This is a genomic window from Gaiella sp. (genome assembly GCF_035558935.1).
Taxonomy (GTDB): Bacteria; Actinomycetota; Thermoleophilia; order Gaiellales; family Gaiellaceae; genus Gaiella.
The window spans coordinates 14067-31981 of sequence record NZ_DATMBZ010000127.1 but is presented as its reverse complement, the minus strand read 5'-3'; the positions used below and the strand labels follow the sequence as shown (position 1 = coordinate 31981).

The window sequence follows — 17915 nt, the reverse complement described above, 5'->3', positions numbered from 1 at the left end:
CGCTGGTCGTGCTCGGGCTCGTCGCCGCGCTCGGTCTCGCTGCGTGCGGCGACACCGTCGGATACTCGAAGGGCACGGGCGACAAGATCCGCGGCAAGGAGCTCTTCACCAAGGGGTGCGGCAGCTGCCACACGCTCGCCGACGCAGGGACGACGGGCAAGATCGGCCCCAACCTCGACTACGCGTTCGTCCAGTCACGCATCGACGGGCTCGGCGAGGACACGATCCTCCAGGTGGTGCGCGGGCAGATCGCCTACCCGGTGACCACCCCCTCGACCGGCGCGCCCGGGATGCCCGCGAACATCTACGAGGGGCAGGACGCAGAGGACGTCGCGTCCTACGTCGCCTCGGTCGCGGGCCTGGACGCCGAGGGCAACCCGATCAATCCCGCCAACCCGCCGAAGCCGACGCCGCCCGGCGGCGGCACGGACGGCAAGGCCATCTTCGCGTCGGCGGGCTGCAGCGGCTGCCACACGCTCGCAGCGGCGGGGGCGAGCGGGACGGTCGGTCCGAACCTCGACGACGCGAAGCCGTCGAAGGCGCTCGCGATCGACCGCATCACGAACGGCCGGGGGGGCATGCCCTCGTTCAAGGGCCAGCTGAGCGAGGCCCAGATCGAGGCCGTCGCCGAGTTCGTCTCCTCGAACGCGGGGAAGTAGACGACGGGCGAGCTACACGCTCGTCTCGGCGGCGAGGTCGACGACGACGTGGCTCACGGGCACATCGAAGCGCAGCCGCGCGTTCTCGACGACGCCCTGCTCGAGCCAGTTCGAGCGCCCCGGCGGGTGGGTCGAGACGACGATCTCGTCCGCGGGAAACGTGCGGAGCGCGTCTTCGAGCGCCTGGAGCGGGTCGCCGTCCCCGATCTCGCCGCGCGCGGTGACGCCGGCATCGCGCAGGCGGGCAAGGGACTCGTCGAGGCGCTCCTGGGCGGCCGCCCGGGCACCGTCCTCGTCCGAGGTCCACGTCCGGAGCCTCGAGTTGAGCGCGGGGCAGACGAGCAGCACGTCCTCGCTCACGCCCTCGGCCTTGCGGCCGAGCAGCTCGCGCAGCTCGTCGCCGCCGACGGTCTCGTTCGCCACGACGAGGATCTTCCGCGCGGGACCGTCGTCGTGGACGACGTGCGCCTGCGGCGGCCGCTGACGCATCCCACCCCTGATCGCCCACAGCGCCACGGCGACGAGCGCGAGGAACACGATCAGCCCGAGCCACGTGTTCACCCAGGCGGCGAGCACGACGAGGACCGCGCCGCCGAGCGTCACGAGGACGACCTGGAACGCCGAGGCCTCGTCCCTGAGCGGGTTCTTCAAGGGGCGGCTCCGCCTTCGGCCGAGCCGCTGGAAGAGCACGGCATACGGCGTCTTCTAGCGCATTCGAGCTGCAGGCGCGAATCCGCTACAGGACGTACACCGCGAAGAAGACGATGATCCACATGACGTCGACGAAGTGCCAGTAGATCCCGGGGATCTCGACGCCGTGGTGATGCTCGGGAGAGAAGTGGCCGCGGAAGGCGCGCACCGCAGCGATGGTCAGGAGCGAGAGGCCAACGAACACGTGAGCGCCGTGGAGGCCCGTGAGCCCGAAGAAGACCGAGGCGAACGCGCCGTCGCCGGTGTTGAAGCCGACGTGCGCGTACTCGACCATCTGCGTCAGCAGGAACGCCGCGCCGAGCAGGATCGTGATCACGAGGCCCGCCCGGAGACCGTTCCGGTCGCCGCGCTTGATCGCCTGGGTCGCCCAGTGGACCGTGAAGCTCGACGTGACGAGGATCGCCGTGTTCACGCCCGCCACGAAGACTGGGAACTCGAACGGCGGCGGCGGCCACGTGGCCGGTGCGTCGGGGTTGACGACCCGGACGAAGAAGTACGCCGTGAAGAAGGCGCCGAAGAGCATCGCCTCCGAGGCGATGAAGAGGAACATCCCGAGCGTCGCCGGGTCGAGCCGCGAGCTGCGGTTCGCGGGCGGCGGCCCGTGGTGCTCGTGCCCGACGGCTTCGGCGTGCGCGCTCACTGCCGCAGTCCTTCCAGCGGGGCTGCCGAAGGCAGCTCCGCGACGACGTGCTCGACCGGCACCCCGGCGTCCTTCCGCAGCCGCTCGACGACGTCCCGGCGCAGCCAGCCCGACCGCTCGCCGGGGAACGTCGAGATGATCAGCTCGTCGACCCGTTCGTCCTCGATCACCTGCATCGCCGCCGCGTACGGGTCGGGATGCGCGATCTGGCCGTGCGCCTCGATTCCCTCGTCGCGGAGCGTCGCGAGCGCCTGCCGGAGCCGCCGTTCGGCCTCGGGGTGCTCGCCCCGCCCGGGGTCGCTCTGCGGGGAGACGATCAGGAACCCGGCCGGGCCCTGCGCAGCGCGCTCCCGGATGTGGTCGAGCAGCCGCTCGCCGAGGACGGTTTCGTTCGCGACCACGAGCACGTTTACGCGGCCCGTCCTCGCCGTCACGTCGGAGACGACGTGCGTGAACGGTCGGTCGCCTGCGAGCCGGCGGAGCTCGGACAGGACGTTCTTCTTGCGCACCCAACCCGACTTCTCCTCGGGGTGGGTCGAGACGATCAGCTCGTCGACATCCTCGAGCGCGAGGACGTCTTCGACGGCGGCGACGGGGCCGCCCTCGAAGACGTCGCCGTGCGCCGGGATCCCGGCCGCCCGGAGCTCCGCGATCATCCGGTCGATCCGTCTGCCGGCGGTCGCGCGCCGGGAGTTCCGGTAGACGACGTAGCCGGCTCTCGGCTCGTTCACCGGCGCGATCACGATCGCGCGGATCGGGCCTTCCGCGGCCCGGCGCCGGACGGCGTCGAGCAGCTCCTCGCCGGCGAGCGTCTCGTTCGCGACGACGAGGACGTGCTTCTGCAGGCCGCTCATGCGGGAGCCTCCTCGAGGACGGCGCCCTTCAGCACTGCATGCCTCGCGCCGGGGACGCCGTACTCGTACGGGCCACCCACGACCTGCGGGATCTCGTCGAAGTTGAACACCGGGGGCGGCGACGAGACCTGCCACTCGATCGTCATCGCCCGCCACGGGTTGGACCCTGCAATCGGCCCGCGGGCCCAGCTCGTGACGATGTTGTACGCGAACACGATCACCGAGGCGCCGAGCGCGAACGACGCGATCGAGACCACCATGTTCAGCGCTCCGTAGGTCGCCGCGTAGTCGGCGACACGGCGCGGCATCCCGTCGAGCCCGACCCAATGCATCGGGAAGAAGGTCACGTTGAACGCGACGAACGTGAGCCAGAAGTGGAGCTTCCCGAGGCGCTCGTCGAACATCCGGCCCGTCATCTTCGGGAACCAGTAGTAGATCCCCGCGAAGATCGTGAACACGGAGCCGCCGAACAGCACGTAGTGGATGTGCGCCACGATGAAGTACGTGTCCGAGGCGTGGATGTCGATCGGCACGGCGGCGAGGTAGACGCCCGAGAGACCGCCGATCACGAACGTCGAGATGAACCCGAGCGCGAAGAGCATCGGCGTGTTCAGGTGGATCTTTCCCTCCCACAGCGTCGCCAGCCACGAGAACACCTTGATCCCGGTCGGCACGGCGATGAGCAGGGTCGAGATCATCATCGGGATCCGCAGCCAGTCGGCCATCCCGGCGACGAACATGTGGTGCGCCCAGACCGAAAACGCGAGCACGAGGATGCCGATCAGCGAGACGGCCATCAGCCGGTAGCCGAAGATCGGCTTACGGCTGAACACCGAGATCACCTCGGAGATGATCCCGAAGCCGGGCAAGACCATGATGTAGACGGCCGGGTGCGAGTAGAACCAGAAGATGTGCTGGTAGCCGAGCACGTACCCGCCGTTGTCCGGCGTGAAGAAGCTCGTGTGCATCACCCGGTCGAACATGATGAAGAACTGGGACCCCGCGATGAACGGCGTCGCGATCACGACGAGGAGCGACGTCGTGAAGTTCGCCCAGACGAGGAGCGGCATGCGCCAGAAGGTCATCCCCGGCGCGCGCATCGTGATGATCGTGACCAGGAAGTTCAGCGCCGTCGCGATCGAGGACGCGCCGGCCCACTGCACGCCCATGTTGAAGAAGACCTGCCCGAACGGCTGCTCGGAGGCGAGCGGCGCATAGCTCGTCCACCCGGTGGCGAACGCGCCGCCGGGCGCGAGGAAGCTTGCGAGGAACAGCACGCCGGCGACGGGCAGCATCCAGAAGCTCAGCGCGTTCAGGCGTGGGAACGCCATGTCGGGCGCTCCCAGCATCAGCGGGACCGCGAAGTTCGCGAGCCCGGCGAACGCGGGGATGATGAACACGAAGATCATCAGCGTCGCGTGCGCCGACACGAGCCCGTTGAACGTCTGCGTGTCGAAGAACTGCATCCCCGGCTGCGCGAGCTCCGCGCGGAAGAGCATCGCGAGGAACCCGCCGACGACGAAGAAGAAGAACGTCGTGACGAGGTACTGGATCCCGATCACCTTGTGGTCGGTGTTGACCTTGAAGTAGTCCGTCCACTTGTAGGCGCCGTGGCTCGCGTGGTCGTCGACGAGCGTGGGCCGGCCGGAGAGCCAGTAGAGCCAGTAGTCGAAGACGCCCATCCCGAGCAGGAAGCCGATCGGCGCCGTCACCATCCCGGCGACGAGGACGATGTACTCCCAGTCGTAGACGGGATCCCAGCCCGCGAGCCAGCGGAGCGTGACGACGATGTACATGCCGATCACGAAGAACGCCGCTGTGCACCAGAGCGCCCGCACGTAACCCGGCCGCATGAAGATGCCTCGGCGGCGCGGGGGCGGCCCGTGCGGGACCTCGTGGTGGACGGCGTGCTCTTCGGTCGTGGACGTCACGAGGCTCCCTTTCCGCTCAGGTACGCGACCAGCGCGTCGAGCTCGTCGGGCTTCAGCGTGTCCCCGAACGTCGGCGGCATCACGTTCGGCTGGTAGCCCTTCGCGATCACGGCGTTCGGGTCGACGATCGACTGGCGGACGTAGTCGGCGACCGGCTCGCCCGCGGCCTTCGCGTCGGCGGCGAGTTTGTCGAGGTCGGGACCGACCTGCGCGTCGGTGCCGGCCGGCGTGAACGTGTGGCAGCCGCCGCACCCCGCCGAGGCGAACGTCGTCTTGCCGAGCGCGCTCGTATCGGAGGTGGCGCCGCCCGTCTGGCCTCCGGCCGCGCCGCTGGTCGCGCCGCCCGCTCCACCGGCGGAGCGCTGCTTCGCGAGCCAGGCCTGGAACGCCGGCTGATCGAGGACGCGCACCGGGGCCCGCATCGTCGCGTGGCCGAGCCCGCAGAGCTCGGTGCAGATCAACGTGAACGTGCCCGTCCGCGTCGGCGTGATCACGATCTCGGTCGTGATGCCCGGGACGACGTCCTGCTTCTGTCCCATCTGCGGGATCCAGAGCGAATGGATCACGTCGGCGGACTGCATCTCGAACTTCACGTTGCGGTGGAGCGGCATCACGAGCTCGTCGCTCATCACCTTCCCGGGGTACTCGAACTTCCACGCGAACTGCTGCGCGAAGACCTTGACGTGCAGCGGGTTGCTCCCCGCGTCGGCGTTCTTCGAGAGCACGACGGCGCTCACGACGCCGATCGCGATCACGAGGATCGCAGGGACGATCGTCCAGGCGATCTCGAGCCTGGTGTTCCCGTGGATCGGTGGGCCGTCGGTGTCGTCGTCGGGCTGCACGCGAAACGCCCACACCGCCTCGATGATCACGGCGGCGACGAGCGCGAAGATCCCGATGCAGATGATCGTCGCGAACCAGTAGACGAACGTGATCCGGTCCATCTCCTCCGAGGCGGACTCCGGCAGCCAGCGGATCAAGACCGCAACGAGGGTCGCGACGAGCGCCGCAAGCGCAGCGATCACGACCATCTTGACCATGGCGGCCCGACGGATCACCGCCGACGAGACTACATCAGCGAACGTGGGGGAACCCCGGTTCCCCCACGAGCCCCCTTCGCCGTCGCGCACGAACGAGCAGCCTGGCCTCCGGCCGTCATGGCATGGCTCACGGGCCACCGGCGTCGATCCGCGGCGCTATCCTTCCGCCTCCTCGGGCCGTTAGCTCAGCTGGTAGAGCAGGGGACTCTTAATCCCAAGGTCGAAGGTTCGAATCCTTCACGGCCCATGCGCGAATTGAGGAGGGGGCTCGTGGGGGAGCCAGGGGTTCCCCCGCGCTGTTCCAACGGTCGAAGGTTCGAATCCCTTCACGGCCCATCGACGCCGCGCGTCGCCGCGTGCGCTACTCGCGGGGGTCGAGAAGGACGGAGGCGAGACGACGCAGCGTCTCACGGCCGAACGGATCGCCCTCCTCGAGCGGTTGGACCGCGACCTGGCTGGCGCCCGCGTCGAGGTGCGCGTCGCAGCGCGCCGCGATCGTCTCCTCGTCGCCTGCGACGATGAGCGCGTCCACGAGCGCGTCCGAGCCGCCGCGCGCGAAGTCGGCCTCCGCGAATCCGAGCCAGCGGAGGTTGTCGAGGTAGTTCGGCGTGTCGAGGTACCAGGCGAGCGCCCCACGGGCTCGCCGGCGGGCATCCACCGGATCGCGGGCGAGCACCACCTTCTGCTCGACGACGAGCAGCGCCGCCGGCCCGAGGATGTCGCGTGCACGACGCGTGTGCTCGACGGGGACGAGGAACGTGTGCGCCCCGAGAGCCCTTTCCCGCGCCAGTCGCAGCATCGGCGGACGGAGCGCGGCCAGGATGCGCGGGACGGGCGGCCGCGTCACCTTCGCGCCGTCCGGGCTGACGAACGGGTCGTCGTCCATGGCGTCGAGAAAGGCGCGCATCGTGGCGACCGGCCGTCGGTAGGTGTGCCCGCGCGGGTCGACCTGCCGCGGATGGCTCACGCCGAGGCCGAGCAGGTACCGGTCGTCGAACGCGTCCGCCAGGACGCGTGCGGCGTTGGCGGCCGAGACCCCGTCGCGCCCCCAGATGTTGGCGATGCCGGAAGCCACGCGGATGCGGTCGGTCGCCGCCAGCAGCACGGCAGCGTTCGTGAACGACTCCCTCGTCCCGAGCCCTTCGGGGTACCAGAGCGTGTCGTAGCCGAACGCCTCGATCTCGCGCGCCGCCGGCCGGGCGTCGGCGGCGGGCGCGACCGTGAACGCCGCGCACCACGCTCCGATCGTGCCGAGCCGCATGCCGGGACGGTAGTCGCGTGGCCGGCGAGCGGGTCGTGCATGTCGGTTCCCCCGTTCGGGGCGATTTCGCGGGTGCGCCGGTGGGTACCAATGTCGACATGAACTCCACCATTGCGTTCGTCCGCTCCGACGCCGTCGGCGCGATCGAGATCGTCGTCAACTTCGGCCCCCTGACGGGGCGCGAGGCGACGCTCGCCGAGAACGATCGCCTCGCGCGGCGGCTGCTCGCGATCGCCGACCATGTGCGCGTCCACGCCGTCCGGACGCACGACATGAGCGACGAGACGGAGACGATCGTCCACCAGGTCGTCGTCGAGGCCGAGGCCGGCCAGGACGAGGCGGGCACCATCCGCGACGCCTGCGAAGCCTGGGCGGTGGAATGCGCCGAGGAACGGTCGCTCGAGCCGCTCGATCCCTGACCGAAGCGCCGCCGGAGGCTCGCCGGTCGCTCGTAGACTGCTCGAGTGATCGTCGCGAGGATGCGCGCCGTCGCGGAGCCCCGGCCGACGGCGGCCGACGCCGTCCCGACGACGTGATCGGGCGACGCTGAGTCGCGTCACCCAGTCGGGCGCGCGTCTGTTCGTCGTGCTGGGCGCCGTGACGGCGATCGGCCCGGCGGCGATGGACGTCTACCTCCCGGGGCTCCCCGCACTGGCGGACGACTTCGGCGCGAGCCCGTCGGCGGCCCAGCTGACGCTGACGACGTACGTGATCGGGCTTTCCCTGGGCCAACTGCTCGGCGGGACGACGAGCGACGTCCGTGGCCGGCGGCGACCGCTCGTCGCCGGGATGGCGGTCTTCACCGTCGCCACGTTCGCCTGCAGCCTCGCCCCGAGTCTGTGGGCGCTCGCCGCGCTGCGTCTCGTGCAGGGCGCGGCGGCGGCGGTCGGCGTCGCGATCGGACGGGCCGTCGTGCGGGACCTCCATGTGGGCGCGGCCGGAGCGCGCTACCTCTCGCGGCTGATGCTCGTGGTCGGCCTCGCGCCGATCGTCGCTCCGATCCTGGGAGGCCAGCTCCTGCGGTTCACGTCCTGGCGGGGCGTCTTCGTGGCGCTCTCGCTCTTCGGGCTTGCATTGACCGCGGTGAGCGCGCGATTCCTTCCCGAGACGCTCCCGCGCGAACGCCGTCGCGCCGCCGGGTTAGCAGCCACGACGCGGGCATTCGGTCTTCTCCTCCGGGACCGCCGTCTCGTCGGGTTCGTGCTCGTCGTCGGGCTCGGTGGCGGGGCGATGCTGGGGTACATCGCCGGGTCGTCGTTCGTCCTCCAGGACGTCTACGGCGCGTCGCCGCAGCTCTACGGGGTCCTCTTCGCCGTCAACGCTCTCTTCCTGGTCGCCGGGGCCCAGATCAACGCCCACCTGCTCACGACGCGATCGCCGCACGCGCTCCTACGGGTCGGCGTGGGGACGATGGTGGTGGCCGGCGTCGGCCTGCTCGCGATCGTGTCGCTTCCGCAGCTCGGTCTCGCGGCGGTGATGGTCCCCTTCATGCTCCTGATGCTGAGCTGGAGCTTCATCCAGGCGAACGCCCTCGCCCTCGCGCTCGTCGACCACCCGGACATGGCGGGGACGGCGGCGTCGCTTCTCGGCGTCGGTCAGTACGCGTTCGGCGCTCTCATGGCGCCGCTCGTGGGGCTCGGCGGAGAGGGCACGGCGGTGCCCATGGCGATCGTCATCATGATCTGCGGGATCGGCGCCGCGGTCGCGCTCGAGGGCCTGGCGTCGGGCACTCCGCGTCGCGTCGTCGTGCGGTCGGAGACCCCGACGTAGGGCCTCAGGACGCAGCCGCGCCGAGCGCGTCCGGAAGCGGCCGAGCGTGCACGACCACGAGCGATCGCGTCGGCCTCGTCAGCGCGACGTAGAGCTCCCGCAGGCCTGTCTCGCCCTCGGCGATCAGCGCTGGCTCGACGACGACCACGTGGTCGAACTCGAGCCCCTTCGCGCGGCGCGGCGGGAGGAGCGGGATGCCGTCGTCGTACGCCGAGTGGGCCGCAACGTCGGGGATGAGCGGCTCGGGGAGGATGACGGCGAGCAGCCCTTCCTCCTGCGCAAGGCTCATCGCCCTCCGCAATGCCGTCGTGACGAGCTCGTCCTCCGCGACGCGCTCGATGCGGGGCTCGGCTGCGCCGGTGCGGAACGCGAGCGGCGCCTCGACCTCCGGTGCGATCCGCTCGAGGAGCGGCAGCGCGAGCTCCATGATCTCGGCGGGCACGCGGTACGCGTGGCGCAGCTCCTCGATCTCCGCCTCTCCGGGGAGATGAGCGAGGACCTGCTCCCAGCGGGCGTAGGCGACGGGCCCAGTCGCCTGGGCGATGTCCCCGAGGATCGTCACGGAGCCTGCCGCGGCCCTCCGGGCGACCATCCGGAGCTGCATCGGCGTCAGATCCTGCGCCTCGTCGACGATCACGTGCCCGAACCTCCGCGGCGGCTCGGCGACCAGCGCCCGCGCCTCGTCGAGGAGCGGCACGTCGTGCTCGCTCCAGCCGAAGCCGGCCCGGGAGCGATGGAGCGATCGCAGCTCGTCGTCGTCGAGGAGGCCGGCAGCAGCCGCCTCGAGTGTCGGCCGCGACGTCAGGAGGCCGCGCACGAGCACCTCGGGCGCAACTGTGGGCCAGACGCGGTCGAGCCAGCGTCCCAGGAAGCCCTTCGCGTTGAGCGCGCGCTCGACCTCGCCGAAATCGCGCCAGGCGAGCCCGCCGAGCCGCGCGCCGTAGTGCTCGTAGAACCGGCGGAGGACGTCCATGCGGAACCGCTCCCGCGAGCGGGTCGTCAGCCCGAGCTCGTCGCGGGCCTCCTCGAGCAGCTCCGCGACCTCGCGCTCTCGAACGCGGATGTACTCGCCTTCCATCCGGGCGACCAGCTCCTCCGGGTGCGCGCCGGAGCGCTCCGCCGCTGCGCGGGCGATCACCGCGGCAAGCCGCACGTCGCCCTTCAGTCGTTCGGTCGGCGGTGGATCCGCCGTGGTGACTGCGATGCCCTCGACGAGGTCCGCCACCGCCCGCTGCTCGACGTTCTCCTCGCCGAGCGTCGGCAGGACGTGCGAGACGTACTCCATGAAGGTCGGGTTGGGCCCGACGACGAGCACGCGGCGCAGCTTCTCCCGGTGCGAGTAGAGGAGGTACGAGGCGCGGTGGAGCCCCACCGCGGTCTTCCCCGTGCCGGGCCCGCCCTGGACGACGAGCGGCGGCTCGGGGTCGCGGGTGATCAGACGGTACTGGTCGGCCTGGATCGTCGCGACGATGTCGCGCATGTGCGGCTCGCGGCTGCGCTCGAGCTCGTCGAGCAGGAAGTCGCCCCCCGCGATCGAGCCCGAGCCGTCGAGCGTCTCGTCGCTCAGGTCGAGCAGCCGCCGCCCCTCGGTGCGAAAGCGCCGACGCAGCGTGACGTTGTGTGGGTCGGCCGGGGTGGCGACGTAGAACGGCCGCGCCGCCGGCGCCTGCCAGTTGACGACGAGCAGCTCGTTGTCGTCGTCGTGCACCCAGCGACGCCCGACGTAGAGGGGGGCCGGCGTCGTGTCGAGATCGAGCCGCCCGAAGCAGAGCCCGCGTTCGGCGTCCTCGAACGTCTTGAGGCGCCGGACGGCCCACGCTTCGAGCGCGAGCGCCGCGACCTCGCTGTCGGTGGCGTCGGCGGCTCGCTCGACCACCTCTCGCATGTGGTCGAGGCACTCGTAGGCGTGATCGACGTACGCCTGCTCCGCGGGGAGATCGGGGTGGGTCACGCGACAAGGATGAGCGGGAGTCGGCGGCTCGGCAACTACGCTCGGCCGCGTGAAGATCCTCACCGTCGTCGGCAACCGGCCGCAGTTCGTCAAGTCGGCGCCGCTCTCCGAGGCGCTTCGCGCGGCAGGGATCGACGAGGTCGTCGTCCACACGGGGCAGCACTGGGACGACGAGCTGTCGCAGGTCTTCTTCGAGGAGCTCGGCCTGCCCGAGCCCACCTACCGCCTCGATCTCCGCACGGCGGACGTCGAGGCGCTGACCTCGCCGATCCGCGAGGTCGTCGCAGCAGCGCGGCCCGACCTCGTGCTGGTGCTGGGCGACACCAACTCCACGCTCGCCGGAGCGCGCGCGGCAGCAGAGGCCGGAGTCCCCGTCGCGCACGTCGAAGCGGGCCTGCGGAGCGGCGACCTGTCGATGCCGGAGGAGCGCGCGCGGATCGAGGTCGACCGGCTCGCGACGCTCCTCTTCTGCCCCGACGAGCGTTCGGCCGAGACGCTCGCCCTGGAAGGCGTCGCCGGGCGGGCGCTCGTGGTCGGGGACGTGATGGCCGACGCGACGCTCCGCTTTGCGCCCATCGCCCGAGAGCGCGTCCCGCCGCCGCATCCGCCGGGGACGTACGTCGTGGCCACGGTGCACCGCGAGGCGAACGTCCGGCCCGAGCGCCTGCGGCGGATCGTCGAAGGGCTCTCGCGCGTCGACGACGCGGTCGTCTTCCCGGCACACCCCCGCACCGCCTCCGTGTTGCGCGAGGAGGGGATCGAGATCGGGCCCAACCTCGAGCTGCGCGAGCCGCTCGGCTACCTCGCGTTCGCCTCGGCCGCCTCGCAGGCGCGCGTCATCGCGACGGACTCGGGCGGCCTCCAGAAGGAGGCGTACTGGTACCGCGTTCCGTGCGTGACGACACGTCCCTCGACGGAGTGGGTGGACACGGTCGAGCTCGGCGCGAACGTGCTGGTCGACGACGACCCGGATTCGCTCGTCGCCGCGGTCCGGGCGGCCTCGTTCCCGGCGGAGGCACCTCCGCTCTACGGAGACGGCCACGCCGCAGAGCGCATCGCTCGGTCGCTTCGGCGCTTGTGACACAGTGTTACAAGTCATGCGGCGCCGGTAGCATGTCGCGGCTGTGACGACCCCCGAGACGAGCGCCCCGGACACCGTCCCCGCGACCGCGCCGTACGAGATCGCGATCGTCGGTGCGGGCTACGTTGGCGTCCCTCTCGCCCAGGTGTTCGCGGACGCGGGGCGCCGGGTCGTCCTCGTCGACGTCGACGCGAGGCGCGTGGAGCGCCTGCGGAACGGCGACAGCTACATCGAGGACGTCCCGCCGGAGAAGCTCGCCTCGCTCGTGCGCGACCGCGTGCTCGGAGCGACCACGGACTACGACGTCCTGCGGGAGGTCGACGCGATCCTCGTCGCGTTGCCGACGCCGCTTTCGAAGCAGCGCGAGCCCGACCTCTCGATCGTGCTCCAGGCGGGCGCCGAGATCGGCAAGCGGCTCCGGCCGGGCCAGCTCGTCGTCCTCGAGTCGACGACGTACCCCGGGACGACGCGCGACGAGCTACGCCCTGTTCTCGAGCGCGAGTCGGGCCTGCTTGCGGGAAGAGACTTCCACCTCGCCTTCTCGCCCGAGCGTGTCGACCCCGGCCGCGTCGACTGGACGACCAAGACGGTGCCGAAGGTCGTCGGCGGGATCGACGAGGCGTCCACGGACGCCGCGGCCGCGCTCTACGGGTCCGCGGTGGACACGATCCACCGCGTCTCGTCGCCCGAGGCGGCGGAGCTGACGAAGCTGCTCGAGAACATCTACCGCTCGGTCAACATCGCGCTCGTCAACGAGCTCGCGCAGCTGTGCGACCGGATGGAGATCGACATCTGGGAGGTCGTCGACGCGGCAGCGACGAAGCCGTTCGGGTTCGCCGCATTCCAGCCGGGGCCCGGACTCGGCGGCCACTGCATCCCGATCGACCCCTTCTACCTCACGTGGAAGGCGCGCGAGTTCGACTTCTCGACCCGGTTCATCGAGCTCGCGGGCGAGGTGAACCAGAACATGCCGTACTACTGCCGCTCACGCGTCTCGCAGGCGCTCAACCACGGTGCGCACAAGTCGGTCTCGGGCTCCCGGATCCTGGTGCTCGGCGTGGCGTACAAGGCGGACATCTCCGACTGGCGCGAGTCGCCCGCGGTGAAGGTCATCGAGCTGCTCCAGAACGCGGGCGCCTCGGTCGCCTACCACGACCCGCACGTGCCCTCGTTCGCGACGAACGGTCTCGCGCTCGAGTCCGTCCCGCTCGCGCCGGCGGAGTACGACGCAGTCGTCATCGCGACGGCGCACTCCGGGATCGACTATTCGTGGCTGGTCGAGGAGGCGCCGCTCGTCGTCGACCTGCGCAATGCGACCGGCCGCGCCGGGATCACGAGCGAGAAGGTCTGGAAGCTTTGAGAGGCCGCGTCGCCCACGCGGGCGTCGGCGGCTGGGGGAAGAACGTCGTCCGGGTCGTCGGCGAGCTGGCCGACCTCGCGTGGATCTGCGACACCGACCGGGCGCGGCTCGACGAGTACGCGCAGCGGTACCCGCAGGCGCAGCTCACGAGGGACTTCGGCGACCTCCTCGCCGACGACGAGGTGGAGGCCGTCGTCATCGCAACGCCTGTGCCCACGCACCACGAGCTCGCGAAGGCTGCGCTCGAGGCCGGCAAGCACGTCTTCGTGGAGAAGCCGCCGGCGATGCGCGTCGAGGAGATGGAAGAGCTCGTGGCCCTGGCGGAAGCACGCGACCTCGTGCTGATGCCCGGGCACCTGCTCCTCTACCACCCGGGTCTCCGAAAGGTGAAGGAGCTCGTCGACACGGGCGAGCTCGGGGAGGTCGCCTGCGTCTACGGGAACCGCCAGAACCTCGGCGTGATCCGCTCGAACGAGAACGCGCTCTGGTCGCTCGGCGTGCACGACCTCTCGGTGATCCTCTGGCTCCTCGGCGAGGAGCCGAGCGAGGCGGTCGCCCATGGGGTGGACTACCTCCAGAAGGGCATCGAGGACGTCGTCTTCTGCTTCCTCCGCTTCCCCTCCGGGAAGGTCGCGCACATGCATCTCTCGTGGCTCGACCCGCACAAGATGCGGAGGATGACCGTCGTCGGCCGCGAGAAGATGGTCGTGTTCGACGACATGGAGCTCGAGCGGAAGGTGACCGTGTACGAGAAGGCGCCGTGGGAGCCCGCCTCGACCTACGGAGAGTGGCGCACCCGGACGGGCGACATCTCGAGCCCGAAGATCCCGAACGACGAGCCGCTGCGCCTCGAGCTCGAGCACTTCCTGCGCCTCGTCGAGGAGGGGCCGGGCGACCATCGCGAGGCGAGAGACGGCCTCGCGGTCGTTCGGGCACTCGACCGGCTGACCGCGAGCCTCCGAGATGGCCGCTGAGATCCATCCGACGGCGGTCGTCCATCCCGGCACGATGCTCGGCGACCGGGTGCAGGTGCTCGAGCACGCGGTCGTCGGGAAACAGCCGACGCTCTCGCCACGCTCGACCGCGAAGGGCGAGCCACTCCCTCCGACGGTCGTCGGTGAGGGGAGCGTGATCTCGACCGGGGCCATCGTGTTCGCGGGCGCGACGGTGGGGGCGCGGGTGATCCTCGGCGACCAGTCCTGCGTGCGGGAACGCGTGACGATCGGCGACGACGTCGTGGTCGGCCGCGGCTCGCTCGTCGAGAACGACACGACGATCGGCGCGCGGACGAAGATCCAGGCCGACGCCTACGTGACCGCGTACTCGACGATCGAGGAGGACGTCTTCGTCGCGCCGTGCGTCGTGACGACGAACGACAACTTCATGGGCCGTACCGAGAAGCGGCTCGAGCTCATGAAGGGGCCGACGATCCGCCGGGGCGCACGCGTGGGCGGCGGCGCGATCCTCTGTCCCGGTGTCGAGGTCGGGGAAGAGGCGTTCGTCGGCGCCGGCGCGGTCGTGACGAAGGACGTGCCGCCGCGCGCCGTCGTCGTCGGAAGCCCCGCGCGCGTGATTCGCGAAGTTCCCGACGACGAGCTGCTCTAGCTGTCACGCACCAGGCAGCCGACGCCTACCGGACGCGGACGATCGAGAGCCGGTACGCCACCGGTGTGCCGGTGGGAGCCGTGAGGCGCGTCTGGAGGAAGTGCCAGCCGGGTGCGTCTGCGGTCCACGAGATGCGCTCCCGCCGCCCGGGGGTGGCCGAGATGCGCACGCGGAGGTCCTGCCGGGCGAGATCGGAGATCGAGACGGTCTCGGGACGCCACAGCGCGAGCGCCATCCTCGCCCGCTGCGCCGGGACGAGTGAGACGTAGAGGGTCTCGCCGTGGTGGAGAAAGATGCCGTAGACGTCGTCCTGGTCGTCCCAGAAGTCGACGGATGCCTTGACGAAGCGCGCCTTCTCGCCGGCGGGGAAGTACAGCCGGTAGGCATCCTCGCCCGCGTCGTCGTTCGGCTCGTTCGCGTCGCGCGGCGGGAGGGTGCCGGTGAGTGACCCGATCGCCCCGGTCGCGTCGAGCGCGCCCCAGCCCGTGTACGCGTCGCGTCCCGGCCCGCAGGCCCGGCACCCGGTGCCGTCGTTCGCGTCGACGGCGGTGCGCTCGATGATCGCCGTCACCTGCTCCGGCCGCAGCAGCGGCCGGACGCCGAGGAGGTTCGCGGCGACGGCGGTCGCCTGCGGCGCGGAGAACGACGTCCCGTCCGGCGGGCGGAAGTCGTCCGTCGCGCAGGGCGTGTACCCCTGGTCGACGCACGCAGCCCGGGCCGCCGTGAGCGAGCGCGGGAACGTCGAGAGGATGTCCTCGCCCGGTGCGGCGACGTCGTTGTAGACGGCGTCACGGTTCGAGAACGCGGGCGATGCGCCGCTGCGCGTCAGCGCGCTGACTCCGAGCACGTGCGGAAGCGCCGCGGGGTAGCTCGCGAAGCGCCAGGGCGTCTGCGGTGCCTGGTCGGCGTTGCCGACCGCCGCGACGATCACGGCGCCCTTCCCGACCGCGTAGGCGATCGCCTCCTGCTCGAGCCGCGAGTACGTGTCTCTGCTCGGGTTGCGCGGGTCACGAAGGCCGCCGAGGCTGATGTTGAGGACTCGGGCTCCGTGGTCGACGGCCCAGTGGATTGCGCGTGCCTCGGCCTGCACCGAGATGGTCCCGTTCGGTGCGACGACCTTCGCGACGAGGAGCTCGGCGGCGGGAGAGAGCCCCGCGATCCCGACGTCGTTGTCGAGCTCGGCCGCGATGATGCCGGCGACGATCGTGCCGTGCCCGCGCGTGTCCTGCGCCGTTCCGCCGACGAAGCTCTTCGAGCCGGCGATCCGGTGCGCGAGATCGGGATGCGCGAGGTCGATGCCCGAGTCGATCACGGCCACGCGCACGGGCGCGAGCGGCGGCGGCACCTCCCACGCGTCGTACGCGTGGTTGGCGGCTGCGTACCACTGCCTGGGGGCGAGCGGATCGGTCGGGACGAACGCGACTCGGCGGAGACGGTCGCGCTCGACCCATGCGATGCCCGCGATCCCGCGGAGCCGCGCCGGCGACGCCCGCACCGCAAGGGCATGGACGGGCGTGAGCGACGTCGGGCGGACACCCGTCGCGCGCTCGACCGCCGCGGCGACGGTCGCGGGATCGGCCGAGGGCCGGAGCCCCAGGGTGTAGCTCGCCGCGAGGCCGGACGCGGGGAAGACGAGCGCGGCGAGCGTCAGCGCCCCGGAGAGGGCGCGCAGCCTCACGCCGCGACCCGGACCGTGAGCGGCGGGCTTCCCAGGCCGTCGGCGGAGAGCCGGTAGACGGTCGTCGACGCGGGCCGGAGCTTGACGGCGAAGGACCCGTCGGCGGACGGCGCGAGGCGCTTCACCAGCACCCACGCTCCTGCGGCGGTCCGCTGCTCGAGCACGACGCCGGTCAGCTGGCGCGCGATCCCGGTGAGTCGCACGACGCCGCTCGCGGGAGGCGGCGCCGCAGGCCGGTCGAGCCGGAGCATGCCGAGCTTGAAACCGGTCGACTTGAGGCCGAGGCGAGCGCGGACGTCCGCGAGCCGCACGTCCACAAACGCGCCGTCGGCCGTCCCGAGCCGGACGGCCGCGGGCTTCCCGGGCGTGCCGGGGACGTACGCCACGTCGGTGACCATTCCCTTCAGGCCAAAGCGCTTGGCGAGCTGAGCGCCTGTGAGGAGCCGGGGCGGCCAGGCGTGGTTCGGCGAGACGGAGTCCCACGGATCGTCGACCGCGACGAGGTAGGGGACGTCGGTGCCGAAGGCGTCGAGCGCGCTGATCGTCCGGCCGCCGCTCGACGAGAAGTAGAACGTCTGCGCCGGCGCCCCGTCGAAGGTGAGGATCTCCCCGCGCGTGTCTCGCACGGCCTGGGTCGGCCCGGGCGCCTCCGAGTCCACGCCGTAGTAGACCTGGCTGCGCCAGTCGGAGTACAGGTCGAACGGCTTGCCCGTGACGACGTGGCCGACCGCGTACGTGCGGGCAGCCACGGCCTGCGCCTTGAGGGCGTCGAGGGGCCAGTCCTTCGGCATCTCGCCGGGCACGACGCCGAGCAGGTAGGCCTCGAGACCGACGACGTTCACGAGCTGGACGCGGCCTGCGACCTTGTCGACCCGCAGGTCGCCGCGGAACTCCTTGTCCCGGTAGCGGAGGAACGCCCCCTGCGCGGCTCGGATCGTCACGGGGCCCGGGAGCGCGACCCGCTTTCCGTCTTTGCCGGCCGGCAGCTTCAGGTCGGGCTTGACGGTGAGCTTTCCGTTGGGGATCGGATATCGCTTTCCGTCCCCGTCGAACACCGCGAGCACGTTCTCCACGGTCGCCGTCGCAAGCCCGTCCGCCACGAGCACGCGCACGCGGTCGAGCAGCGTGTCCGGCGCGGCGCTCATCTCCGTCCCGCGGTAGTAGGTGTCGAGTATCTGCCGGTAGTCGCGGCCTGCCTTCGCCTGGCCGAACGCGCCCCACTGGCTCATCCCGACGCCGTGACCCCAGCCACCGCCTGCGAGGACGAACGCGGCGGGCGGCACGGACGGTGCTGCCGAGCCCGTCGCCGCTGCGAGCGCGGCGGCGAGCGTGGCGACTGCCAGAACGCGGCGCATGGAGCTCTCTTCGGCGGCC

General features: G+C 71.1%; 16 protein-coding genes and 1 tRNA gene. 8 read left to right on the top strand and 9 right to left on the bottom strand.

Annotated elements, in window-relative coordinates:
- Nucleotides 1-659 (top strand): c-type cytochrome (locus VNM44_RS12390; protein ID WP_325626194.1); only part of this gene is annotated, 659 nt, incomplete at its 5' end.
- 12 nt (nt 660-671) lie between these two features.
- Here VNM44_RS12390 and VNM44_RS12385 read toward each other — a convergent pair.
- The 5 genes from VNM44_RS12385 to coxB all read right to left on the bottom strand — a co-directional run bounded on the left by VNM44_RS12385 (nt 672) and on the right by coxB (nt 5853).
- Nucleotides 672-1310 carry a hypothetical protein gene (locus tag VNM44_RS12385; protein WP_325626193.1) on the bottom strand — a complete coding sequence of 213 codons (639 nt, stop codon included), beginning with the start codon at nt 1308-1310 and terminating at the stop codon, nt 672-674.
- An 85-nt stretch (nt 1311-1395) separates the two neighbouring features.
- Nucleotides 1396-2010: a cytochrome c oxidase subunit 3 gene (locus tag VNM44_RS12380; protein WP_325626192.1), complete on the bottom strand. Its 615-nt coding sequence runs from the start codon at nt 2008-2010 to the stop codon at nt 1396-1398.
- Entirely contained in the window at nt 2007-2864 is an 858-nt protein-coding gene (locus VNM44_RS12375; protein WP_325626191.1) for a hypothetical protein, read from the bottom strand. Before VNM44_RS12375 ends, VNM44_RS12380 begins: the two co-directional genes overlap by 4 nt.
- On the bottom strand, nt 2861-4795 hold the full coding sequence (ctaD, locus tag VNM44_RS12370) for a cytochrome c oxidase subunit I (protein WP_325626190.1): 1935 nt from the start codon (nt 4793-4795) through the stop codon (nt 2861-2863). The genes VNM44_RS12375 and ctaD overlap by 4 nt, the downstream gene beginning before the upstream one ends.
- On the bottom strand, nt 4792-5853 hold the full coding sequence (gene coxB / locus VNM44_RS12365; RefSeq protein ID WP_325626189.1) for a cytochrome c oxidase subunit II: 1062 nt from the start codon (nt 5851-5853) through the stop codon (nt 4792-4794). The genes ctaD and coxB overlap by 4 nt, the downstream gene beginning before the upstream one ends.
- Before the next feature lie 156 nt (nt 5854-6009).
- On the opposite strand from coxB, the gene VNM44_RS12360 reads away from it, so the two are divergent.
- A tRNA-Lys gene (locus VNM44_RS12360) sits at nt 6010-6082 on the top strand.
- A gap of 114 nt (nt 6083-6196) precedes the next feature.
- Here VNM44_RS12360 and VNM44_RS12355 read toward each other — a convergent pair.
- On the bottom strand, nt 6197-7096 hold the full coding sequence (locus VNM44_RS12355) for a TIGR03620 family F420-dependent LLM class oxidoreductase (protein WP_325626188.1): 900 nt from the start codon (nt 7094-7096) through the stop codon (nt 6197-6199).
- A gap of 98 nt (nt 7097-7194) precedes the next feature.
- Here VNM44_RS12355 and VNM44_RS12350 point away from each other — a divergent pair, with 98 nt between their 5' ends.
- On the top strand, nt 7195-7515 hold the full coding sequence (locus tag VNM44_RS12350; protein ID WP_325626187.1) for a hypothetical protein: 321 nt from the start codon (nt 7195-7197) through the stop codon (nt 7513-7515).
- A 127-nt stretch (nt 7516-7642) separates the two neighbouring features.
- Complete coding sequence (locus tag VNM44_RS12345; protein ID WP_325626195.1) at nt 7643-8866, top strand: multidrug effflux MFS transporter; 1224 nt, start codon at nt 7643-7645, stop codon at nt 8864-8866.
- Between the two features lie 4 nt (nt 8867-8870).
- On the opposite strand, the gene VNM44_RS12340 is transcribed toward VNM44_RS12345, so the two are convergent.
- A complete protein-coding gene (locus VNM44_RS12340; protein ID WP_325626186.1) occupies nt 8871-10817 on the bottom strand; it encodes a HelD family protein in 1947 nt (648 codons plus the stop codon).
- A 49-nt stretch (nt 10818-10866) separates the two neighbouring features.
- Between VNM44_RS12340 and wecB the strand changes: the two genes are divergently transcribed.
- The 4 genes from wecB to VNM44_RS12320 are packed head-to-tail and all read left to right on the top strand — an operon-like array spanning nt 10867 to nt 14863.
- Nucleotides 10867-11898 (top strand): non-hydrolyzing UDP-N-acetylglucosamine 2-epimerase, encoded by a 1032-nt coding sequence (gene wecB, locus VNM44_RS12335; RefSeq protein WP_325626185.1) that lies wholly within the window; start codon nt 10867-10869, stop codon nt 11896-11898.
- A 43-nt stretch (nt 11899-11941) separates the two neighbouring features.
- On the top strand, nt 11942-13258 hold the full coding sequence (locus VNM44_RS12330) for a nucleotide sugar dehydrogenase (RefSeq protein WP_325626184.1): 1317 nt from the start codon (nt 11942-11944) through the stop codon (nt 13256-13258).
- Nucleotides 13255-14232: a Gfo/Idh/MocA family oxidoreductase gene (locus tag VNM44_RS12325; RefSeq protein ID WP_325626183.1), complete on the top strand. Its 978-nt coding sequence runs from the start codon at nt 13255-13257 to the stop codon at nt 14230-14232. Before VNM44_RS12330 ends, VNM44_RS12325 begins: the two co-directional genes overlap by 4 nt.
- The gene (locus VNM44_RS12320; protein ID WP_325626182.1) at nt 14222-14863 is read left to right on the top strand and encodes an acyltransferase; all 642 of its coding nucleotides are present in this window, start codon (nt 14222-14224) and stop codon (nt 14861-14863) included. Before VNM44_RS12325 ends, VNM44_RS12320 begins: the two co-directional genes overlap by 11 nt.
- Before the next feature lie 25 nt (nt 14864-14888).
- Here VNM44_RS12320 and VNM44_RS12315 read toward each other — a convergent pair whose 3' ends face one another.
- Both VNM44_RS12315 and VNM44_RS12310 read right to left on the bottom strand, forming a co-directional pair.
- Entirely contained in the window at nt 14889-16541 is a 1653-nt protein-coding gene (locus VNM44_RS12315) for a S8 family peptidase (RefSeq protein WP_325626181.1), read from the bottom strand.
- Nucleotides 16538-17896, bottom strand: a complete 1359-nt coding sequence (locus VNM44_RS12310) for a SpoIID/LytB domain-containing protein (RefSeq protein ID WP_325626180.1) — start codon at nt 17894-17896, stop codon at nt 16538-16540. Before VNM44_RS12310 ends, VNM44_RS12315 begins: the two co-directional genes overlap by 4 nt.
- Nucleotides 17897-17915: the final 19 nt, after the last annotated feature.